A 19,996-nucleotide genomic window follows, 5' to 3' on the forward strand; every position below is an offset into this window, starting at 1 on the left:
TTACAATTCTAAGTCAATGTTAAACAATTCATGCCAAGGCAAACCTTGCTCATTTAGCTCTTTCATGAATGGGTCCGGATTGAATTCCTCCACATTCCATACACCCGGTTTCTTCCAAATGCCTTGCATAAATAATTTGGCGCCGATCATGGCGGGAACACCGGTGGTATAACTAACACCTTGCGCTCCTGTCTCTAGATAAGCGGCATGGTGGCTACAGTTGTTGTATACGTAATAAGTTAATTCCTTACCGTCCTTGATACCACGGATGCGGCAACCGATGGAAGTCTCGCCAGTATAATTCTCTCCCAGATCACCCGGGTTCGGCAGTACGGCTTTTAAGAATTGGATCGGAACGATTTCCTGCCCGTTGTAAAGGATCGGGTCGATACGAGCCATACCGATATTTTGGATGACACGTAGATGAGTCAAGTATTCCTGTCCGAAAGTCATCCAGAAACGAGCCCGTTTGAGGGTCGGGAAGTTTTTGGTCAAACTTTCCAATTCCTCGTGATACATCAAATACGATTCTTTCGGTCCTACATTCGGATAATTCAAGGCTTTATGTACGCTTAACGGATCGGTCTCCTTCCATTCCCCATCCTCGAAATATTTGCCACGTTGAGTAATCTCACGGATATTGATTTCCGGATTGAAATTGGTAGCGAATGCCTTATGGTGATCTCCTGCGTTGCAGTCTACGATATCCAGATAGTGTATCTCGTCGAAATGATGCTTTGCCGCATAGGCTGTATATACGCCGGTAACCCCCGGATCGAAACCACATCCCAAGATAGCGGTAAGACCGGCTTTCTCGAAACGATCTTTATAGGCCCATTGCCAGCTGTATTGATATTTGGCTTCATCAAGCGGTTCGTAGTTGGCCGTATCTAAATAGCTAACACCGTATTCCAGACAAGCATCCATGATATGCAAATCTTGATAAGGTAAGGCCAGATTTACCACCAAATCCGGTTTGAAGGCGTTAAACAAGGCAACAAGCTCTTGCACGTTGTCTGCGTCTACCTGTGCGGTTTGCACTTTCACGTTCTTGATATCGGCGGCGATCTTGTCGCATTTACTTTTCGTACGGCTAGCTACCATGATATCCGTGAAGACATCCGCATTCATCGCTATTTTCTTAACAGCAACGGTACTTACGCCCCCTGCACCAATAACTAATACTCTTCCCATTTACTAATAGAATTAATCTTGTTAATATACAGTTTACAAGGTTTTCAACCAATGGACAAATATACGGCTTTTCCTTGACAATCCCTATATATTTATTCATTTTAGAACGGAAGAGGGAAAAGAAAGATACAGCTAATGAATGTGAATAATGAAAATAGTCGTACTTTTGTCACATTTACTGTTTAAAGTTTGGACATGAGATTCTTAAATAATGTCGGGGGTGTTTTTTTTCTGCTTTTATTAGCGTTGGGGTGTAAACCTGAGGCGAAGCGGAGCCGTGTGCTTGTGATCCAATCTTTTCGGTGGGATGATAAGAACTATCTGGAATTAAACTCAGATATCCGGAAAGAGCTGGGAAAAAATCGGGTGAATGCGGACATCCGTACGTTTTATCTCGACTGCGAGTGTTATATGGCTGAGGAGGAAGAGGAACGGATGTATAACTTTATCGATACGATCCGTCTTTGGAAGCCCGACATCATATTGGTGAATGATGATCAGGCTACCTATACGTTGATGAAATGCGGCCATCCTTTTGTAAAGAAAGTTCCGGTTGTTTTCTCTGGCGTCAATTTCCCTAATTGGGATTTGCTGGAAGAATATCCGAATGTAACAGGTAGCTGGGATAAGATTGATTATGAGGAGAACCTTCGTTTGATCGATCGGCAAATGGGAAAGTCTCGCATTTATATCAATTATGATAAGACCTCCTTAGGGCAGTTGGCTTTCCGGGAGTTGATAAAAGCGGTCGATACGAGCCGGTATGTGTTGGATTATAATCAATTGGCTTTCCAATTAAATGATCCGGACTTTAAGGTGGATTCCATGATGTTTAGAACCGAGATGAGAATGAAGGCGATACGTCCTTCGAAAAATATAATCCATTTCATGCCTTTTCGTAAAGCCAATGGGGAGTTTTTATTGAGTAATATTAATGGTACCTATCCTTATTGCGTATTTTTCAATATCCGTTATGACTATACATCCGCAGGCTTGTCTAAGATGTTCGTGACTCCTTCATTTACGGCAGTGCGGGAAATCTTTAATATAAACGTGGAAGTTCTGGGAGGCTATTTTTGCTCGAACCGCATACAAGCGGCGGAACAGGCTAGGTTGGCGGCTAAAATTCTTTCCGGTACGCCTGTCTCTTCCGTTCCGATCGTAGAGAGTCCCAAAGAGTATCTGTATGATTGGGTAGAGATGCAACGTTTAGGTATTTCAAAGGAAGAGGTCCCTACTAATGTTCATGTCATAAATATGCCTATTTCCGAACGGTATAAGATAGAGGTTTTTATCGCCTCTTCCTTGGGTGTGATCTTATTGTTGGCATTGATCGGTTATTTGTTTTATCTCTATTGGCGGGAAGCAAGACGAAGGAAAGAGGTGCTCGCTAATTTAAAGCAGGAGAAAGAGCATCTTTCTTTAGCGTTGGAAGGGGGTAATATATTCGCTTGGAAATTACAGTCTGGAACTTTCCGATTTGACAATGAGTTCTTTAGTTATGTGAATATTTCTCCCCGGGAAATTCCTTTGGATGAGCTGTACGAGATGACTCATCCGGACGACAGGCAGAGTTTGCGATCCTTAATTGATTTCATTTGTACGGGTACAATCTCTCATCATATCCTTCAATATCGTTGCGATTTTAACGGGAAAGGTTACCAATGGTGGGAATTTCGTTACGGAAGCTTAGAGGATGCGAATGATGGGTATGTAATCAATGGCTTATGTTTGAATATCCAAAATATCAAGGATACGGAGGAGGTATTGATCTCTGCGAGGGAAAAAGCCGAGGAGTCGGATCGGATGAAGTCGGCTTTCTTGGCGAATATGAGCCATGAGATCCGTACGCCGCTGAATGCGATTGTCGGTTTCTCGAATTTAATGAACTCGGAAGAGGTCTTGGAGCCGGAAGAGCGTGAGCAGTTCGTGAAGTTGATTAATACGAACTCCGACTTACTATTGAAACTGATCAATGATATTTTAGATCTTTCCCGTATGGAATCCGGAAAGATGAGTTTTGTTTTCGATCGCCATGATTTGAATGTCTTGATCAATGAAATCTATTGTACTTTCCAGTTGATGATGCCCGAGGGGGTAGAGCTACGCATGCGTGTCCCCGAGATCCCGGTGGTTGTGGCGGTAGATCCTTATCGGCTGAAACAAGTATTGTCTAATTTTATCAATAATGCCATCAAGTTCACGACTTCGGGCTATATAGAAGTTGGATACTATTTCTGTACGAAAGGCGACTGCCTTCATATCTATGTAGAAGACACTGGTATCGGCATCCCTGAGGAGAAACAGAAGCAAGTCTTTGATCGTTTTTGCAAATTGGATGAGTTTGCGCAAGGCACTGGACTCGGACTGGCGATTTGCCAAGTGATAGCGCAGCGTTTCGGCGGTGAGATACAATTGAAGTCAGAATATGGTAAAGGTAGCCGTTTTACGCTAACTTTGCCTAAAGAACGTATAGGTTGACAAAGCATGGAACAAATAGAGGAACTTTCACGATTTATCAAGGAACATGCGTCGGATGATTTGAATCGTCTGTTGCTTTCCGCCTCTCGTTATCCGGGGATCGATATCCCTTTCGTGGTGGATCAATTAAAATCTCGGCGGCAGATCAAGGATAAACTACCTTCATGGTATCAAAACGATCGACTGGTTTTTCCGGCGAAGATAGCGGCGGAGCAATGTTCCTCGGAACAGACTGCCTTGTACAAACAGAGGTTGGTAGAGCCACAGGTACATGTTTGTGATTTGACCGGAGGGTTAGGGATTGATAGCTATTTTTTCTCCCGGAAAGTACGACAGGTTACCTATATCGAACGCTTTCCTGCTTATTGCGAGGCAGCTATTCATAATTTCAAGGTCTTAGATGCTGGTAATATAACGGTATTGAATGGTGATTCCACGGAGTTGATAGATAAGATCGATGGAATAGATGTGTTTTATATTGATCCGGCTCGTAGGGGAGAGGGGAATAAGCGGGTTTTTGCGCTGCAAGATTGCGAGCCGGATTTGACAAAGTTGGTTCCTGTCTTGTTTGGCCATGCCCCTAAGGTGATCGCTAAATTGTCTCCGATGGCGGATATTCATATGACGTTGGATTTGCTTCCGGATGTGACAGCTATACAGGTGCTTTCGGTGAAAAATGAATGTAAGGAGCTTTTGTTTGTGTTGGAGCGAGGCTCGAAAGGCGGGAGTCCTCAGATCTGTTGCGTGAATTTCACTTCGGAGGAAGAGCCGGAATTGTTTGTGTTCTCATTGGTGGAAGAACGGGAAGCTGTCGCTTCCATCCGTGGAGAAGTCAAGCGTTATTTATACGAACCGAACGCTTCCATCTTGAAGGCGGGTGCGTTTAAAGCGGTCGCCACTCGTTTTGGATTGAATAAATTGCATGTCAGCAGTCATTTATATACGTCGGATGAGGTTGTCCCTAGTTTTCCGGGACGTTCTTTTGTGGTAGACGAAGTGATCCCCTTTACGAATAAACAATGTAAGACCCTGTCGAGGCAGATTCCCCAAGCGAATATCACAGTCCGCAATTTCCCCCTCTCGGTGGATGAGTTACGTAAGCGAACTAAAATTGCGGATGGAGGAACTATCTATCTTTTCGCTACTACTCTGGAAAATGGGGATAAGGTACTTATCAAAACTCATAAGATATAGGATACTGCATGGGCGTTGCAGTGTTACCGCATAGGTGCTGCAGCATTACTGCATAAGGGTTGCAGTACTACTGCTAGGCCTGTTGCAGTACTACTGTAAGGCTTGTTGCAGTACTACTGCAAAGCCTGTTGCAGTGATATCCGAAGGGATATAAAAAAAGTGTATGATGTTATCACCATACACTTTTTATGATATGAGGTTTATATTACTTCAATAGATTCGCACGCATTTCCTCAATCTTAGCTTTTGACTCACGAGCCATATTTATGGTTGCTACCATTCCGCTTAACGGAGCGATTGTAGTTCCTAATTGCTCCAAGTCAGGATAATATTTAGCTAAGTCGGCTGTGATCTGCTGGATGATACCGATACGTTTTTCCATATTCTCGCTCAAACCGGCGGAAATAGCGTCGCCTTTAACAACCAAGCCCGGGTTTGCGTATACGATCGCGTATTCTACGGCCATACCACCCAACAACTCAAGCTCAACGTCTGCCTTATCATTTTCCATCATGGCGTCGATCAACTTATTTTCTTGATCTTTCATGAATTTGCTTAACTCCTCTTTGCTGGCGTTAGCGGGAGCAGATTGTTTCATGATGTCGATAGCGAATGGAATATCCAGATCCGTAGTCAATTTAACCAATACGTTCTCGATATCTGTAGTCGGCTTTTTCATAGCCTTCAATACGTTCAAGTCTGCGAAGTAGATACCGCAAGCACGTGCTTTCTGGGCTTGTGTGTTCAATTCGGAAACCTTGCTGACCGGCAACATAAAATCAGTATTAGCGACAGAGATCGTAACCTCGCCGGTAGATACTTTGTAAGGCAACTCCGAATCCGGCATATCTTTCAAGAAACGAGTAACCTCGTCTTTCAACTCGGCAGTAAGCAGACCTTTAGATACTTCTCCTGCGATAGCTGCTTCTTCCTCTACTTTTTGCTCAGCGGCGTCTTGTTTTTTACTGCTGTTGCAAGATACCATTCCAAATGTAATCGCTGCTATGGTTAGCAGGCTAACAAAACTCTTTTTCATGTTATTCTTTATTTTTAGATTATATATTTTGTCATTAATCGCTCCCTTTGTTTAAATACTTGCCGGGAAACTCTGCGAAGATAGATATAATTACCAATAAAGCAAAGATTCCTAACATTAATAAATTAAATGTAAAAGTAGAAAATGTATAACCGGCGAATTTTTTCTCATGACTATAGAAAGGCGCACGTCCCCAATTATTGTCCGGTTCCAGATAAATCTGCCCGATTTTAGGATAGATCCGGTTGTGAGCCTCCTTATAGAATTGGGTACTGGTTGAGTTAAGTACCAGTTCCTCAATGGCCGAGTTATGGTGCTCTTTTTTCAAGGTGTTCAACCATTCGGAGCCATGTTCTTGAATGACCTCTTTCCGTTTTTTCTCTAATAACGCCGTGAAATTATCGCTACGGGTATGCAGGGCTTTTTCCACTTTATCCATATAGCTCTCGTAACTCTCTTTGGACGTATAGGGGGCGATACGGGCGGCACGGGATAGTACGGCCAGTTCGTTGTGGATCGTCCGGGTGTTCTCTTCCCGTTTCTCCGGGATCAGGTTGAGGCTGTTTATGAGGCTGCGCACCTCGTCGGCATGGACATTCCGGTAATATTGCGCTAGGAACTTTTCTTTCTCGACCGTGAAAAATAGGCGGTTGTAGCTGTTGTTTCGGAATTGTTCCGTAACCAACGCCTCGAATGCCCAACGTGAGGGGATAACCTCACCGATAAGGGGCACTATGTTCCGGCTGGATGCGCTCCTGCTCAGATCGTCGAACTTGACAACTAAGCCGCAAAGTAAGATCTGCGGGATTAAAAGCAGCGGTATCGTTATATAGATCGCTACGATCGAGTTTAAGGATTGCGATAGTACCAAACCTGTCAGGTTGGCGAGGAATGAGGTTGCCCATAGCGTGATCCACCAAGTAAGGAACATCTCGCTTCCGATGCCTATCAATAAATTTCCTACCACTATGAATAGCAAACTTTGGATCGCAGAGATACAAAGCAGGTAGAACATCTTTGACGAGAGATAACTGCCTCGGCTCAATCGCAAGAATCGTTCTCGCTTTAGGAGCGTCCGGTCCTTGATGATCTCTTCGGCACTGATGCTTAATCCTGTGAAAGTAGCGACAATCACCGCCATGAAAATGTAGGATACCAGATTTTTGTTCGCCAGCAAAGAATACCCGTCATCGGGTACGAAGCGGGTGAGCAGGGCCACGATCACCGCCAATAAAGGTGCCTCCAGTAAGGCGATACACAAATACTGCTTATTGGTCAGCTTGGTTTTTATGTTTCTTTCCAAGAAGATACAGAATTGCTTCCAGATCGAGGGCTTCTGCTGATGATTCGGGGGCAGGGGGGTAGGCTTAACCTCTTGGAACTTCGGGCGGGAAGCTACATATAACTCATGCCATTCTTTTGAAGTTATCTTCCGGATGTTTGTCTGGTTTCCGCTATCGTCTATCTTTTTTGCGTCGATAATAGTTAGGATTAGTTCCGGATTGATATTTCCACAGGTGCCGCAAACACTGATGTCTTGATCTGTATAATTGGCGATCCGTTTGAAATAGGTGATCGCCTCGATCGGGTTACCGTCGTAAATCGGGTAACCGCCGGTATCTAATAACCACAGGCGGTCGAACAACTTATAGATCTCGGACGAAGGTTGATGGATATTGACAACCACGAGCCGTCCCCGGTGCGTTTGTTCCTTTAACAGCATGATGACCTTCTCGGAGTCGGTGGACGAGAGGCCGGAGGTTGGCTCGTCCAAATAAAGGATCGCCGGCTCACGGATAAGTTCCAGTGCTATATTTAAACGTTTACGCTGCCCTCCGCTGATCGTTTTCCGGATTGGAGACCCGACGGCCAAATCCCGGATCTTGCTCAGATCCAAATCCTCCAGTATCGTATTGACACGATCCTCGATCTCCTTTTCGGTCAGGTTCGCGAAACAAAGGCGGGCGGTATACCATAGATTTTGGAATACGGTCAGTTCCTCGATCAGCAAGTCATCCTGAGGCACGAAACCGATCAATTGCTTGCATTCCGGATCACTCAGCGGATGTCCGTTCAAGCATACACTTCCCTCACCGGGGATAATATTCCCATTTAAGATGCTTAACAAGGTAGACTTACCAACGCCGCTTCCTCCCATGATGGCTACCAACTGGCCGGATTCAAGGTTGAAAGAGAAATTGTGCATACCGTTCTCGCTATTCTTGAAGCTGAACTCGATATCCCTCCCGGTTAATAAAATACGTTCCTTATGCTCATTCTGATTGAATACATCGAGGACATCACTATAATAAACCGGCAAGAATAGCGGGCTTTTGATTACGCCGCTGCGTTGCCAGCCATAGAAGATACCGGAAGTAAGCGGGATATCGTTCATGAATACCCGTCCGCAGCCTTGGTAGATAAAGACCATTCGGTCGAACCGGGTCAGTCTTAACACCCGTATCTCGCCCTCCAACCCCCTTCTGTAGATATGGTTGACGTCTTTATCGCTATCATCAGCGTTGATCGTAAGTATGGAGGGGGATTTTTTACCGACAACAAAGGCGTATAGATTGTCAAAGGTATCCGTGTCGATATTAAATATCGTAGCGATCTTATGGAAAATGGCTAAGTTCTCGTTCAATCCTTCATTGTTGCCATGGGCGAACTCCATGAAACGGAGAAGAAGCAATAGCTGGTCTTCCGCAATCAATTTGGGCTTGAGCTGGTTGCATACGTTGATAATAACACTCTCTCTATCGATATCGAAGTCCGGATCATCGTAAACACTTTGTATCTCATCAAATAGCTCCATATATTCTTTATGGGAGCGGATACCAAAGTGACTGGTTAAGTAAGAATTGACGGCCTGACGCGCTTGGTCACTTTCTATTTTTGCCAACGAAGCAAATATAGCGAACAAGTTCAGTAGCCCATTGAGTATAGTTTCATTCATTCATCAAAGTATTGTTTCAAATGTCTTGCAAAGATAAGGTAAGTGAAACAAAAAACAGGTCGAATGTTAGACTTTTTAAGCGGTCAAGTGAATAACATGATCAATAATTGGGCAGAAATCACCCGGATGAACATGGATAACGGGTAAACCGTAGCGTAAGATACGGAAGGCTCGTCACCCTCGACGGTCGTATTGGCATAACTCAAGGCCATCGGATTGGCCATGCTTCCGCATAGCATACCTATGTTGTGGGCGTAATCTAGCTTGAAGAATTGCGAGGCGATGAACCCGACGATCAAGACCGGTACGATCGTCAATAGGAAACCGAGACCGATCCATAACAATCCCTCGGCACGGAAGACGGTCTCGAAGAAATGAGCTCCGGAGTCGATTCCCAGTCCCGCCAGATAGATCACTATACCGAACTGCCGCATCATCAGGTTCGCGCTCTGGGTGGTATAAGTCGTTAGGTGGAAACGGGGGCCGAACGCACCCATCAAGATTCCAACGATGATCGGTCCTCCGGCGATACCCAGCTTGATGGGGGTACTCATTCCCGGTATGGCGATTGGGATCGCCCCGATTAATACGCCCAGCGTAAGTCCTACGAATATGGCAAGCAGGTTGGGGTTATCCAGCCGTTTCAGCTCGTCTCCCAATATCTTACCCACGTTATTCACGGAATTGGCCTCGCCTACGATCGTTAGTTTATCCCCAATCTGTAGACGGAGGTCACGGGAGGCCACCAGATCGATACCCGCACGGTTTACCCGGGTGATGTTGATCCCGTATAGGTTGCGGAGCCGGAGCGAGCCTAGCTTTACCCCGTTTACCCGGTTGCGGGTTACGACGATACGGCGGGAGATCAATTGGCTGTCGATAGCGTTCCAGTCAATATCTTCTTTATTCCAGTCCGTAGTCTCTTGTTCTCCGAAAAGTACCTTGATGGATTCGACATCCGCCTTTACGGATATAATAAGCAAATGGTCTTTTTCCTTTAAGATGGTTTCAGAGGTAGGGATCGTCACCTTTCCGTTCCTCCAGAGGCGGGAGATCACGAAATGTTTTTCTGTCAATTTCATGACTTGCTGGATGCTCTTATTGTAAATAGAGGGGTTTAATACCTGAAATTCCGCTACGTTTGTTGTCGTGTCTTGCTCCTTATGCGTGTTCTGTGTCTTTTTAGCGAATAAGGACCTCAAGATGATAATAGCGAGAATTACGCCTACGACACCTAATGGATAAGTTACGGCACAGGCCAGAGCCATATCCGTTACGTTCCTCGTATTTCCCGGATCCATCTGTAAGAGTGCTTGCTGGGCGGCACCTAGGGCCGGGGTATTCGTTACGGCACCGGATAGCAACCCTGCCATAACGGGGATGGAGATTCCTGTTACCCAATGAAACACCAACGTCAAGATCAGCCCTAAGGCGATCACCCCTAATCCCATCGTATTCATTTCCACCCCGCCTTTTTTTAGGGAAGAGAAGAAACCGGGACCTACCTGCAATCCCAAGGTATATACGAAAACGATAAGCCCGAAATTCTGGGCGAAGTTCAGCATGTCCTTATTTACGGTAATGCCCAGATGCCCTGCCATAATACCGGCGAAGAATACAAAAGTGATGCCTAATGAAATGCCGAATATCTTTAGCCGCCCTAAATATACACCAACCGCCGCCACGATAGAAATGACAGCCACGGCCTGTATCATCGAGGGTTCTGTAAGCGTCTCAAGTAACCAATTCATAAGAGTTTCTTTTTTGCTTTAGAAACGCGAAAATACATAAAACAAAGCAATTAAAAAAATTGTAGTATCTTTGCCCACGAAATAACGATGTACAGGGTGAGGGAAACGATGGTTAAATATATAAAGTGGTTGCTGCCGGTACTTTTTATCGCGTATTATAGCAGCGTCTCGCTTTTTACGCACGTCCATGTGGAGCATGGTACGACCATCGTGCATGCGCACCCTTTCAAGAAGACGGCGGACGGTACTTGCCATCATCATACCTCTTTGGCGGAGATACAGTTGTTTCATATGCTCTCGTCTATTCACGTGATGGACGGGGCGATTCACCTGTTACGTTTACAATTCTATTCTTTAAAAATATCTAATCTCTCTGAGTCTCCGGTCTATCCGGATCATGTCGCTTCCGTTGAGGGACTGCGATGCCTGCGGGCTCCCCCAGTTGTTTGATTACATATCCAGAAATCAATATCCGTTTGTAGAGACGGGGCATGCCCCGTCTCCTCGGCAATTCGTAATCATTAATATTCAAACAACTATTAATCAAGCAATGAATAAGTTTATTACACTTATACTATGCCTGTGCTGTATCTTTACGTCAGCGTGGGCAGAGGGAGACGATCATGTTTCCCTGAATCCTTCCGACGCTAATATCGTAGGTCATATCCTCGATAAGAAAACAGGAGAGCATCTCTCTTTTATCAATGTCTACCTCCACGGTACGACGATCGGTACGACCACCGACGCTACCGGCCATTATTATATGAAAAATCTTCCCGAGGGAAAATATACCTTGGTCATGAAGTCTATCGGATATAAAACTGAGGAGAAGACGGTGAACCTTAAGAAAGGGAAGACATTGGAGATTAATTTCAATGCCGAGGAAGACGCTGTCTCCTTGGACGGTGTCGTCGTATCGGCAAACCGTAACGAGACGACCCGCCGTCTGGCTCCTTCTTTGGTAAATGTACTCGACTCCAAGGTGTTCGAGACTACGCACGCCACTTCCTTGGCCGACGGTCTGAACTTCCAGCCCGGCGTGCGTGTGGAGAACAACTGCCAGAATTGCGGTTTCCAGCAAGTGCGTATCAATGGTCTGGAAGGCCCTTATACCCAGATCTTGGTGGATAGCCGGCCGATCTTCAGCGCCCTGACTGGCGTATATGGCTTGGAGCAGATCCCGGCGAATATGATCGAGCGGGTAGAGGTGATGCGCGGAGGAGGCTCGGCCTTGTTCGGCTCGTCCGCTATCGCCGGTACGATCAATATCATCACGAAGGAGCCGATGCGCAACTCTGCCCAGATCGCCCATTCGTTGACGATGATCGGGGGAAGCCGTCCGGATAATAATACGACCGTGAACGCCTCGTTGGTGACGGACGATCATAAGGCGGGTATCTACCTCTTCGGGCAGGGCCGCCACCGTGCCTCTTACGACCATGATGGCGACGGCTACTCAGAGCTTGGTAAGCTGGAGGGGAAGACCCTAGGATTTCGTTCTTTCTTGAAGACCAGCAATTATTCCAAGCTGACTTTCGAGTACCATAACATCAGCGAGTTCCGCCGGGGCGGTAATTTATTGGATCTTCCGCCTCATGAGACGGATATCACCGAGCAGACCGACCACCAGATCAACGGGGGAGGCCTGAAATTCGATCTTTTCTCTCGCGGCTACCATCATCGGCTGAATGTGTATACCTCCGCCCAGCATACGAAACGCCAGAGTTATTACGGTGCCGGAAAAGATCCGAACGCCTATGGTAACACGACGGACATGACCTTTATCGGTGGCGCCCAATATTCCTACGAATGGGATAAATGCCTTTTTATGCCCGCTACCTTTACGGGAGGCGCCGAATATAGCTACGATGATCTGCAAGACGAGATGCTTGGCTATCACCGTACGATCGCCCAGACCGTGCATATCGGTAGCGCTTTCGCCCAGAACGAGTGGAAGAATGACCGTTGGAGTTTCTTGATCGGTGGCCGTTTGGATAAGCATAACATGATGGATCATGTGATCTTTAGCCCTCGTGCGAACGTGCGCTTCAATCCGACGAAGGATATCAACCTGCGTATGTCGTACTCCAGTGGTTTCCGGGCCCCTCAAGCGTTCGACGAGGATTTGCATATCACCGCCGTGGGGGGCGATGTGGCGATCATCCAGATCTCTCCGGACTTGAAGGAGGAGAATTCGCAGAGCGTGAGCGCTTCCGTGGATTTTTATCATCGCTTCGGCCCGGTTCAAGTGAATTTCTTGGTGGAAGGTTTTTATACGGATTTACGGAACGTGTTTATCTTGGAGGAGATCGGCCGTGACGAGGACAATAACCTGCTGATGGAACGCCGTAATGGAAAGGGTGCCCGTGTGATGGGTATCAATCTGGAGGGTAAGATGGCCTATTCTTGGATGCAGATACAGGCGGGCGCTACTTTGCAACGGAGCCGCTACAAGGAGGCAGAGCAATGGAGCGAGAACCCGAATATCACCCCGCAGAAAAAGATGTTCCGCTCTCCGGACGTATATGGTTATTTCACTTCTACCTTCACGCCGCTCAAGCGTTTCTCCGCTTCCTTGACGGGAACCTATACGGGCAGCATGTTGGTGCAGCACTTGGCGGGTTACATTCCCGAGGATCGTGAGGAGAAGACTCGTGATTTCTTCGACTTGAACCTGAAGCTGTCTTACGACTTCCCGATCTTCAAGTCCGCAACCTTGCAGGTGAACGCCGGAATACAGAATATCTTCGACTCCTATCAAGATGATTTCGACAAGGGAGCGCATCGGGATGCCGGGTATATCTATGGCCCGGGGATGCCGCGGAGTTATTTTGCGGGATGTAAGATCTACTATTGAAAAGCCGCCGGTCATTGGATAACCGGCTCCAAAACGTTGGAAAAGCCGCCGGTCATTGGATAACCGGCTCCAAAACGTTGGAAAAGCCGCCGGTCATTGGATAACCGGCTCCAAAACGTTGGAAAAGCCGCCGGTCATTGGATAACCGGCTCCAAAACGTTGGAAAAGCCGCCGGTCATTGGATAACCGGCTCCAAAACGTTGGAAAAGCCGCCGGTCATTGGATAACCGGCTCCAAAACGTTGGAAAAGCCGCCGGTCATTGGATAACCGGCTCCAAAACGTTGGAAAAGCCGCCGGTCATTGGATAACCGGCTCCAAAACGTTGGAAAAGCCGCCGGTCATTGGATAACCGGCTCCAAAACGTTGGAAAAGCCGCCGGTCATTGGATAACCGGCTCCAAAACGTTGGAAAAGCCGCCGGTCATTGGATAACCGGCTCCAAAACGTTGGAAAAGCCGCCGGTCATTGGATAACCGGCTCCAAAACGTTGGAAAAGCCGCCGGTCATTGGATAACCGGCTCCAAAACGTTGGAAAAGCCGCCGGTCATTGGATAACCGGCTCCAAAACGTTGGAAAAGCCGCCGGTCATTGGATAACCGGCTCCAAAACGTTGGAAAAGCCGCCGGTCATTGGATAACCGGCTCCAAAACGTTGGAAAAGCCGCTAGTTATTGGATGACCGGCTTCAAAACGCCGGAAAACCCTTCGGCAATCGGATTGCCAGCCCCAAAACGCCGGAAAAACTGTCGGCAAACTAGTTTTCCAATATCTTCTCGATATAATTGGGCGGCAACGTGGTGCGTGGAACCTTTATCCCGCCAAACCATTTATGCAGCGGCAAGTCGAACCCCGTTCCATTCATGTAATTATAGAGGGAAACGCGAAGCCCCTCGCTGAAAAGCTCCGGATCGCAGCCGGATAGCGCCTCGAACTGTACGTCATTACGGGCGAATCCGCCAAAGGGAGGCTCCGTGACACGGCAACTGTACTCGGCGGGGTGCAACCCCACAGGGCTATGCGCTGTCATGGCGAAACGATGCCAAAATCCGGATTGGATCAGCCCTAGCTCAAACATTTGCCGGACTGTTTCCAAGGAATCTATGGTTTCTTGAGCGGTTTGGGTCGGGAAACCATACATCAAATAGGCATGGACCATGATACCAGCCCCGGTAAAGTTGTTGGCGACCCGTGCCACCTGAGCCACTGTCACCCCTTTATTTATCAGTTTGAGGAGTCGGGGAGAGGCTACTTCCAGGCCTCCCGATACGGCGATGCAGCCACTTCGTTGAAGAAGGTCGCATATTTCCTCAGTATAGCTTTTCTCAAAACGAATATTTCCCCACCACACGACGGTTATCCCACGGCGGATGATCTCCTGCGCCATTTCCCGTAGCAAGGCGGGTGGAGCGGCCTCGTCCACGAAATGGAAGCCGATCTCACCGGTTTGCTCGATCAAGCGCTCCATACGGTCTACCAAAGTCTTGGCTGTATTCGGCTCATATCGTTTGATGTAATCCAATGAGCCGTCGCAGAAGGCGCATTTCCCCCAGTAGCAACCGTGCGCCAAGGTCAGTTTATTCCAGCGGCCATCGCTCCAAAGCTTGTGCATCGGGTTGGCCATTTCTATGACGGAGATGTATTTGTCCAGCGGCAAGCCCTCGTAATCCGGGAATCCGGTCTCGCTTTGCCGGCAAGCGGGGTAAGCGGGATTATCTTGATAAACGACCCGGCTACCGCTCTCGTCCAAGGAGAAGGTGCGTACCAGTTCCTCTTTTGGGATCGCCCCGTCTAGATAGCGTAACACTTGGAAAAGTGGGTTCTCTCCATCATCTAGCAAGAGATAATCGATGTATTTGAAGAAGCGTGTATCCGTGATGGAGCGAAGTTCTGTATTCACGAAACCACCTCCCATAAGGATCGGGATATCGGGATGTGCCTGCCGCAGCCACTGGGCGAGCCGGAGGGAACTGAATAAATTCCCCGGGAAAGGTACGCTGAATGCGATCACCTTGGGCTTGCTCTCGGCTATGTGCTTTTCTAATAGTGGCTGCGTCATGCGATCGATAAAGCTGAAAGGCTTTTGGAGGGCTTCCTCGATCTCGTCGAAGGAGGAGGCGCAGCGGCCTAGATGCTCGGCATATCGGCTGAAACCGAAATCCGGGTCGATCGTTTCCCGGATCAAGTCGCAGAGATCCTCCAGATACAAGGTTGCCAGATAACGGGCTTTATCCCGTAATCCCGAAGTACCGAATGCCCATTCCAGCTCCTCCTCGTTTTGGCTCCTGCGATCGCTTTCGGGAAGGTAATCTTGATTACAGATGCGATAAGCGAGAGGATCGTTCTTTCCCTGAAGGAAAGCGACGACGGCGGTTATCGTGTCGATATACCGTTGCTTATTAGCCAGCATCCCCCGGACTTTAGCCGGATATTTACCTTTCCGTCGCTCGATCTCGGCGAATAACTCCCCGAGACCCTGCGTGGAAAACAAAGTCAAGATTGTCTCGATACCCAGATCCGCCTGCCCGGCACGTACACCCTTTGCCTCCAAATAACCTTTTAGGTAAGCCGTGGAAGGATAAGGCGTATTGATCTGCGTAAACGGAGATAAAACCAGAAGAACCGAAGCTAATCCCATATCAACTCAACTAATTTTCAATTATTCAAGCTATTGTTGATAGACTCGATATAGTCCAGAATCTCATCCCGTCCCTCTTTCTTCTCCGAGGAAGAGAGGAAGATCGGAGGAAGCTCTTCCCAAGTCTCCAGTAATTTATCCGTATAGACTTTTAGGTTCTCTTTCAAGCGTCCCTTGCTGATCTTGTCGATCTTCGTGAAGATGATAGAGAAAGGAACCCCGCTCTCACCCAGCCATTCCATAAACTCTAGATCGATCTTTTGCGCCTCGTGGCGGCAGTCCAAAAGGACAAATAGGTTGGTCAGTTGCTCGCGATCGAGGATATAGTTCTCGATGATACGTTTCAATTGCTCCCGGTTCTCCTTGCCTCGTTGGGCGAAGCCATACCCCGGAAGATCTACCAGATACCACTCGTTATTGATAAGAAAATGATTGATAAGTAAAGTCTTACCCGGTGTTTGCGAAGTCATCGCCAAGCCCTTCTTGTTGGTAAGCATATTGATCAAGGAGGATTTGCCTACATTACTTCGTCCGATGAAGGCATACTCCGGCTTATTACCCTCGGGGCATTTCCTTACGTCTGTGTTGCTGATAACAAATTCTGCGCTTTTAATTTCCATAAGATATAAATTAATGAATAATGAGTATTGAATAATGGCTAGGCTTAATTCTCAATTTTCAAATTTCCATTTTCAATTGCCGAAAGCCACAGCCCGGCGAACGTGATGCCTCCGTTTACCATAAGCATCTCATAGCCGAACGTATAGCCTGCGTATTGTTTCACCAAGAAATCCGTGGCGAGGCAAATCAACGGGGAGGCTATACAGATATAGGGCACGTATTTGTCACGGGGGTTCCGCTTCGTGAAAAGCCCGAAAACAAACAGCCCCAATAGAGGACCATACGTGTACGACGCTATCATGTAGATCGCGTCGATAACACTCCGGTTATTTACGGCCTTGAACGCCAAGATGATCAAGACGAACAAGACGGATATCATCACGTGTACCTTTAGGCGGGTACGTTTCGCCCTTTTCGCTTCCTCTCTCTGCACGCCGAGGATATCCACGCAAAAAGAGGTGGTGAGCGCTGTCAACGCCGAGTCGGCGCTACTGAAAGCCGCCGCTATGATACCGATCGTAAAGAAGATCAAGATACTCCCGCCCAAGATCCCCGAGGTACAAAACATCGGGAGGATATCGTCGTTGAGGGTTGGCAACTGGATGTTCCGCTGTGCCGCCAATGTCAGTAGCAGTACCCCCAACGCGAGAAACAAGAAGTTGACCGGCGTGAAGGCGAAGCCATATGTGTACATGTTTTTCTGGGCATCCTTCAAGCTCTTGCAGGAGAGGTTCTTTTGCATCATGTCCTGATCCAGCCCGGTCATGACGATCGTGATAAAGATACCGCTGAAGAACTGCTTGAAGAAGTTCTGCGTACTATGCCAATCGCCGAACTCGAAGATCCGGAAATGAGGGCTTTCCACCAAGGTCTGCGCCATACCCCCGAAATCCAGTCCCATCTTGTACTTCACCTGCCAGATGATCACGATCAACATTGCCACGAGACAAAGGGCCTGCAACGTATCTGTCCAGATGATCGTCTTGATACCGCTCCGGAACGTATATAGCCATACCAGCAGGATACTGAGGATAGCGGTCACGGCGAATGGGATGTTCCAAGCGTTGAACACGTAGGTTTGCAAGATCAAGACCACTAGATATAAGCGTGCGGCCGCCCCTACGATCTTCGAGAGCAGGAAGAATGAGGCCCCTGTCTTGTACCCCCTTCTCCCGATCCGGTCATCCAGATACGAGTAGATGGAGGTAAGTTGCAACTTATAGTATAGCGGTAGTAATACCTTGGCTATAATGATATATCCCACGAAGAAGCCTAATACAGTCTGCATATACGTCATATCGATCGCCCGCACCATGCCGGGTACCGATACGAACGTCACCCCCGATAAGGATGTCCCTACCATACCGATAGAAACGATATACCAAGGTGATTTCCTGTTCCCGAGGAAGAATGCCTCGTTGCTGTTATTACGTCCCGTGATCCATGCTATCAGCAGCAAGACGGCGAAATAGGCAGCGATAATAAAAAGGATCATATAGCTGTTCATGTATTGCTAACTTCTGTCTTCTTCTGCGCAAAGATACGGCTTTACTTTGAAATAACCGGCATATGCGTGGATTCTACCGTGATGGGTTTCTTGAAGCCCTTTAGGTAGTCCATGAAAGCGTCGGTCGATATGATACCTAAATTATCGAATTCCGGGATCTCGTAGCCCTTGAATAAAGAGGCGTCGTACCCGTCTCCGCCATCGGTGATGAAAGCGTCTAGGGTCACCACGCAAGAGGTATTGTCCTCGATCTCGGTCTTTTGCCCGTCTCTTGTATAGACTATTTTCTCGATCTTATTTCCGCTTAGGGTAAGCGTGAGGTCGGAGGATTGAAGGAAACCGTTCGGATTCTTCCGTCCATCCTCCAATAGCTTCTTCAACCGCTTGCCGTCGAAACGATAGGCAACGATAGCGGAGCCGAAAGGCAGGATGTTGCCGGCACGCAGTCGGGTGATATCCCCTTTCGGGAGGGCCGCACGGATACCTCCGTAATGGTTTACGCCGATCACCGGCTGATCCTTGTAAGCGGGCATCTCTTTTTGGAAACGCTTGGCGTAAGCGGCCGTGACCAACGCCCCGATAGGCGTATAGTCGAACTTATTGATGGTACGGTCGTGGATCAAGGCCTCTTTTGCCGTGGCAAGTTTCTCGTTCAGCCGATATTTATCCATGATCTTCTCCACGGCCTCTCGCATCTCCGGGTTCTCCTCGCAGGCTACACGCACGGTATCCCCTTGGATGAAAGAGATATCCCGGTGTCCGTTGAAATCCTGTATCTGGAACAGCAGTTTCCCGATATGGGTACCGTTTACGCCGGCTTGGATGATGGGGATGTTATTGATCTTATCGAGCACCAGCTCATGCGAGTGGGCGGATATGATGGCGTCTACCTTATCGATGAACGGCAGTCCTTGGGCGTTCTCCTCGGTGATGCGGTAAGGCATTTTCATATCCGTGCCGATGTGCATCAAGAGGATAATCATATCGATCTGGCCCTCTTTCTTTAACTGGTAGACGGTTTGTATGCAGGCCGCTCCCAGCGGATGCGTGAACTGAAGCCCTTTCAGGTTCTCCGGCTTGGTCTTGACGTAGGTGTCCGTCGTGGTCAGTCCGATGAAGGCTATGCGCAGGGAGGAGCCATCTTTCAACTTACGCTCTACGATACGGTAGGGACTCAACCAGTCGGGATGGGTGTATCTCTTCTCTTCGGTGATATTGGCGGCCACATGGGGGATATTCAAAGCGGCGGTGTCCACTAGGTAAGGAAGCCCCCAGTCGAATTCGTGGTTACCGATGGCGGACATCTCCACGTCCATCGCCTCGTACATCTCTTTGATAGGCTCGCCTTTCGTGATCTTGGAGAAATAGCTTCCGCTGAAATTATCTCCGCCTGAGACAACGATGGAATGCGGATAGCGTTGCTTTTCGTTTTGTGTCATTTGTACCAACCGGGCGGCTCCCGGCGTGATCCCGTCGGAGGCGAAAGCCCCATGGAAATCGTTGAATGAGAAAATGGCTAAAGTGTCTATCGAGCTGGACGGGGTGGCGATATCTTGTGCGAATAGGGGAGCGGTTAGCGCGCTGCCTAGCAAAAACGCCGATACGAATTGTTTTTTCAGTCCCATGGTTGTATGTATTAATAGGGACAAAAGTAGGAAAAATAACGGGATTCACCGAGGAAAACGCCTGATTCGTCGAATTCTTTTTGATCGTTTTAAACCTTCGGCCTACCTTTGTGTCATAGTAATAGCTCGTGAGAGTGAAA

At 47.7% G+C, this 19,996-nt stretch carries 12 protein-coding genes; 4 read left to right on the plus strand and 8 right to left on the minus strand.

The features are described from left to right. Nucleotides 1–1,194: a saccharopine dehydrogenase family protein gene (locus DW033_RS19395; protein WP_005856184.1), complete on the minus strand. Its 1,194-nt coding sequence runs from the start codon at nucleotides 1,192–1,194 to the stop codon at nucleotides 1–3. 195 nt (nucleotides 1,195–1,389) lie between these two features. Here DW033_RS19395 and DW033_RS19400 point away from each other — a divergent pair, with 195 nt between their 5' ends. Together DW033_RS19400 and DW033_RS19405 are read left to right on the plus strand one after the other, a co-directional pair. Continuing rightward, nucleotides 1,390–3,675: a HAMP domain-containing sensor histidine kinase gene (locus DW033_RS19400; protein ID WP_048927486.1), complete on the plus strand. Its 2,286-nt coding sequence runs from the start codon at nucleotides 1,390–1,392 to the stop codon at nucleotides 3,673–3,675. Between the two features lie 6 nt (nucleotides 3,676–3,681). Beyond that, on the plus strand, nucleotides 3,682–4,869 hold the full coding sequence (locus DW033_RS19405) for a class I SAM-dependent methyltransferase (protein ID WP_048927452.1): 1,188 nt from the start codon (nucleotides 3,682–3,684) through the stop codon (nucleotides 4,867–4,869). A 205-nt stretch (nucleotides 4,870–5,074) separates the two neighbouring features. Here the strand turns inward: DW033_RS19405 and DW033_RS19410 are convergent, their stop codons facing one another. The 3 genes from DW033_RS19410 to DW033_RS19420 form a co-directional block, all read right to left on the minus strand. Next, on the minus strand, nucleotides 5,075–5,905 hold the full coding sequence (locus DW033_RS19410; RefSeq protein ID WP_048927451.1) for a hypothetical protein: 831 nt from the start codon (nucleotides 5,903–5,905) through the stop codon (nucleotides 5,075–5,077). Nucleotides 5,906–5,939: 34 nt separating this feature from the next. Further along, entirely contained in the window at nucleotides 5,940–8,861 is a 2,922-nt protein-coding gene (locus DW033_RS19415; RefSeq protein WP_048927450.1) for an ATP-binding cassette domain-containing protein, read from the minus strand. Between the two features lie 83 nt (nucleotides 8,862–8,944). Next, nucleotides 8,945–10,612: a putative transporter gene (locus DW033_RS19420; RefSeq protein WP_121962712.1), complete on the minus strand. Its 1,668-nt coding sequence runs from the start codon at nucleotides 10,610–10,612 to the stop codon at nucleotides 8,945–8,947. 96 nt (nucleotides 10,613–10,708) lie between these two features. On the opposite strand from DW033_RS19420, the gene DW033_RS19425 reads away from it, so the two are divergent. Together DW033_RS19425 and DW033_RS19430 are read left to right on the plus strand one after the other, a co-directional pair. Beyond that, the gene (locus DW033_RS19425; RefSeq protein WP_122383043.1) at nucleotides 10,709–11,062 is read left to right on the plus strand and encodes a hypothetical protein; all 354 of its coding nucleotides are present in this window, start codon (nucleotides 10,709–10,711) and stop codon (nucleotides 11,060–11,062) included. 100 nt (nucleotides 11,063–11,162) lie between these two features. Continuing rightward, nucleotides 11,163–13,469 carry a TonB-dependent receptor gene (locus tag DW033_RS19430; protein WP_121962711.1) on the plus strand — a complete coding sequence of 769 codons (2,307 nt, stop codon included), beginning with the start codon at nucleotides 11,163–11,165 and terminating at the stop codon, nucleotides 13,467–13,469. 753 nt (nucleotides 13,470–14,222) lie between these two features. Here the strand turns inward: DW033_RS19430 and DW033_RS19435 are convergent. Genes DW033_RS19435 through DW033_RS19450 form a run of 4 tightly spaced genes read right to left on the minus strand, consistent with a single transcriptional unit; the run spans nucleotide 14,223 to nucleotide 19,856 of the window. Continuing rightward, nucleotides 14,223–16,103: a radical SAM protein gene (locus DW033_RS19435; RefSeq protein ID WP_122383038.1), complete on the minus strand. Its 1,881-nt coding sequence runs from the start codon at nucleotides 16,101–16,103 to the stop codon at nucleotides 14,223–14,225. 17 nt (nucleotides 16,104–16,120) lie between these two features. Further along, nucleotides 16,121–16,723: a ribosome biogenesis GTP-binding protein YihA/YsxC gene (gene yihA / locus DW033_RS19440; RefSeq protein ID WP_005856199.1), complete on the minus strand. Its 603-nt coding sequence runs from the start codon at nucleotides 16,721–16,723 to the stop codon at nucleotides 16,121–16,123. 44 nt (nucleotides 16,724–16,767) lie between these two features. Continuing rightward, entirely contained in the window at nucleotides 16,768–18,231 is a 1,464-nt protein-coding gene (locus DW033_RS19445) for a sodium:solute symporter (RefSeq protein ID WP_122383039.1), read from the minus strand. Nucleotides 18,232–18,272: 41 nt separating this feature from the next. Then, nucleotides 18,273–19,856, minus strand: coding sequence for a bifunctional UDP-sugar hydrolase/5'-nucleotidase (locus tag DW033_RS19450; RefSeq protein ID WP_122383040.1), 1,584 nt, complete (start codon nucleotides 19,854–19,856; stop codon nucleotides 18,273–18,275). Between the last annotated feature and the right edge of the window lie 140 nt (nucleotides 19,857–19,996).

The organism is Parabacteroides sp. AF39-10AC (genome assembly GCF_003635405.1).
Classification (GTDB): domain Bacteria; phylum Bacteroidota; class Bacteroidia; order Bacteroidales; family Tannerellaceae; genus Parabacteroides; species Parabacteroides distasonis.

Bases quoted from the DNA above. Each gene is read 5' to 3' on its own strand.
- DW033_RS19395 (WP_005856184.1), bottom strand. From the start codon at position 1,194: ATGGGAAGAGTATTAGTTATTGGTGCAGGGGGCGTAAGTACCGTTGCT.
- DW033_RS19400 (WP_048927486.1), top strand. From the start codon at position 1,390: ATGAGATTCTTAAATAATGTCGGGGGTGTTTTTTTTCTGCTTTTATTA.
- DW033_RS19405 (WP_048927452.1), top strand. From the start codon at position 3,682: ATGGAACAAATAGAGGAACTTTCACGATTTATCAAGGAACATGCGTCG.
- DW033_RS19410 (WP_048927451.1), bottom strand. From the start codon at position 5,905: ATGAAAAAGAGTTTTGTTAGCCTGCTAACCATAGCAGCGATTACATTT.
- DW033_RS19415 (WP_048927450.1), bottom strand. From the start codon at position 8,861: ATGAATGAAACTATACTCAATGGGCTACTGAACTTGTTCGCTATATTT.
- DW033_RS19420 (WP_121962712.1), bottom strand. From the start codon at position 10,612: ATGAATTGGTTACTTGAGACGCTTACAGAACCCTCGATGATACAGGCC.
- DW033_RS19430 (WP_121962711.1), top strand. From the start codon at position 11,163: ATGAATAAGTTTATTACACTTATACTATGCCTGTGCTGTATCTTTACG.
- DW033_RS19435 (WP_122383038.1), bottom strand. From the start codon at position 16,103: ATGGGATTAGCTTCGGTTCTTCTGGTTTTATCTCCGTTTACGCAGATC.
- yihA (WP_005856199.1), bottom strand. From the start codon at position 16,723: ATGGAAATTAAAAGCGCAGAATTTGTTATCAGCAACACAGACGTAAGG.
- DW033_RS19445 (WP_122383039.1), bottom strand. From the start codon at position 18,231: ATGAACAGCTATATGATCCTTTTTATTATCGCTGCCTATTTCGCCGTC.
- DW033_RS19450 (WP_122383040.1), bottom strand. From the start codon at position 19,856: ATGGGACTGAAAAAACAATTCGTATCGGCGTTTTTGCTAGGCAGCGCG.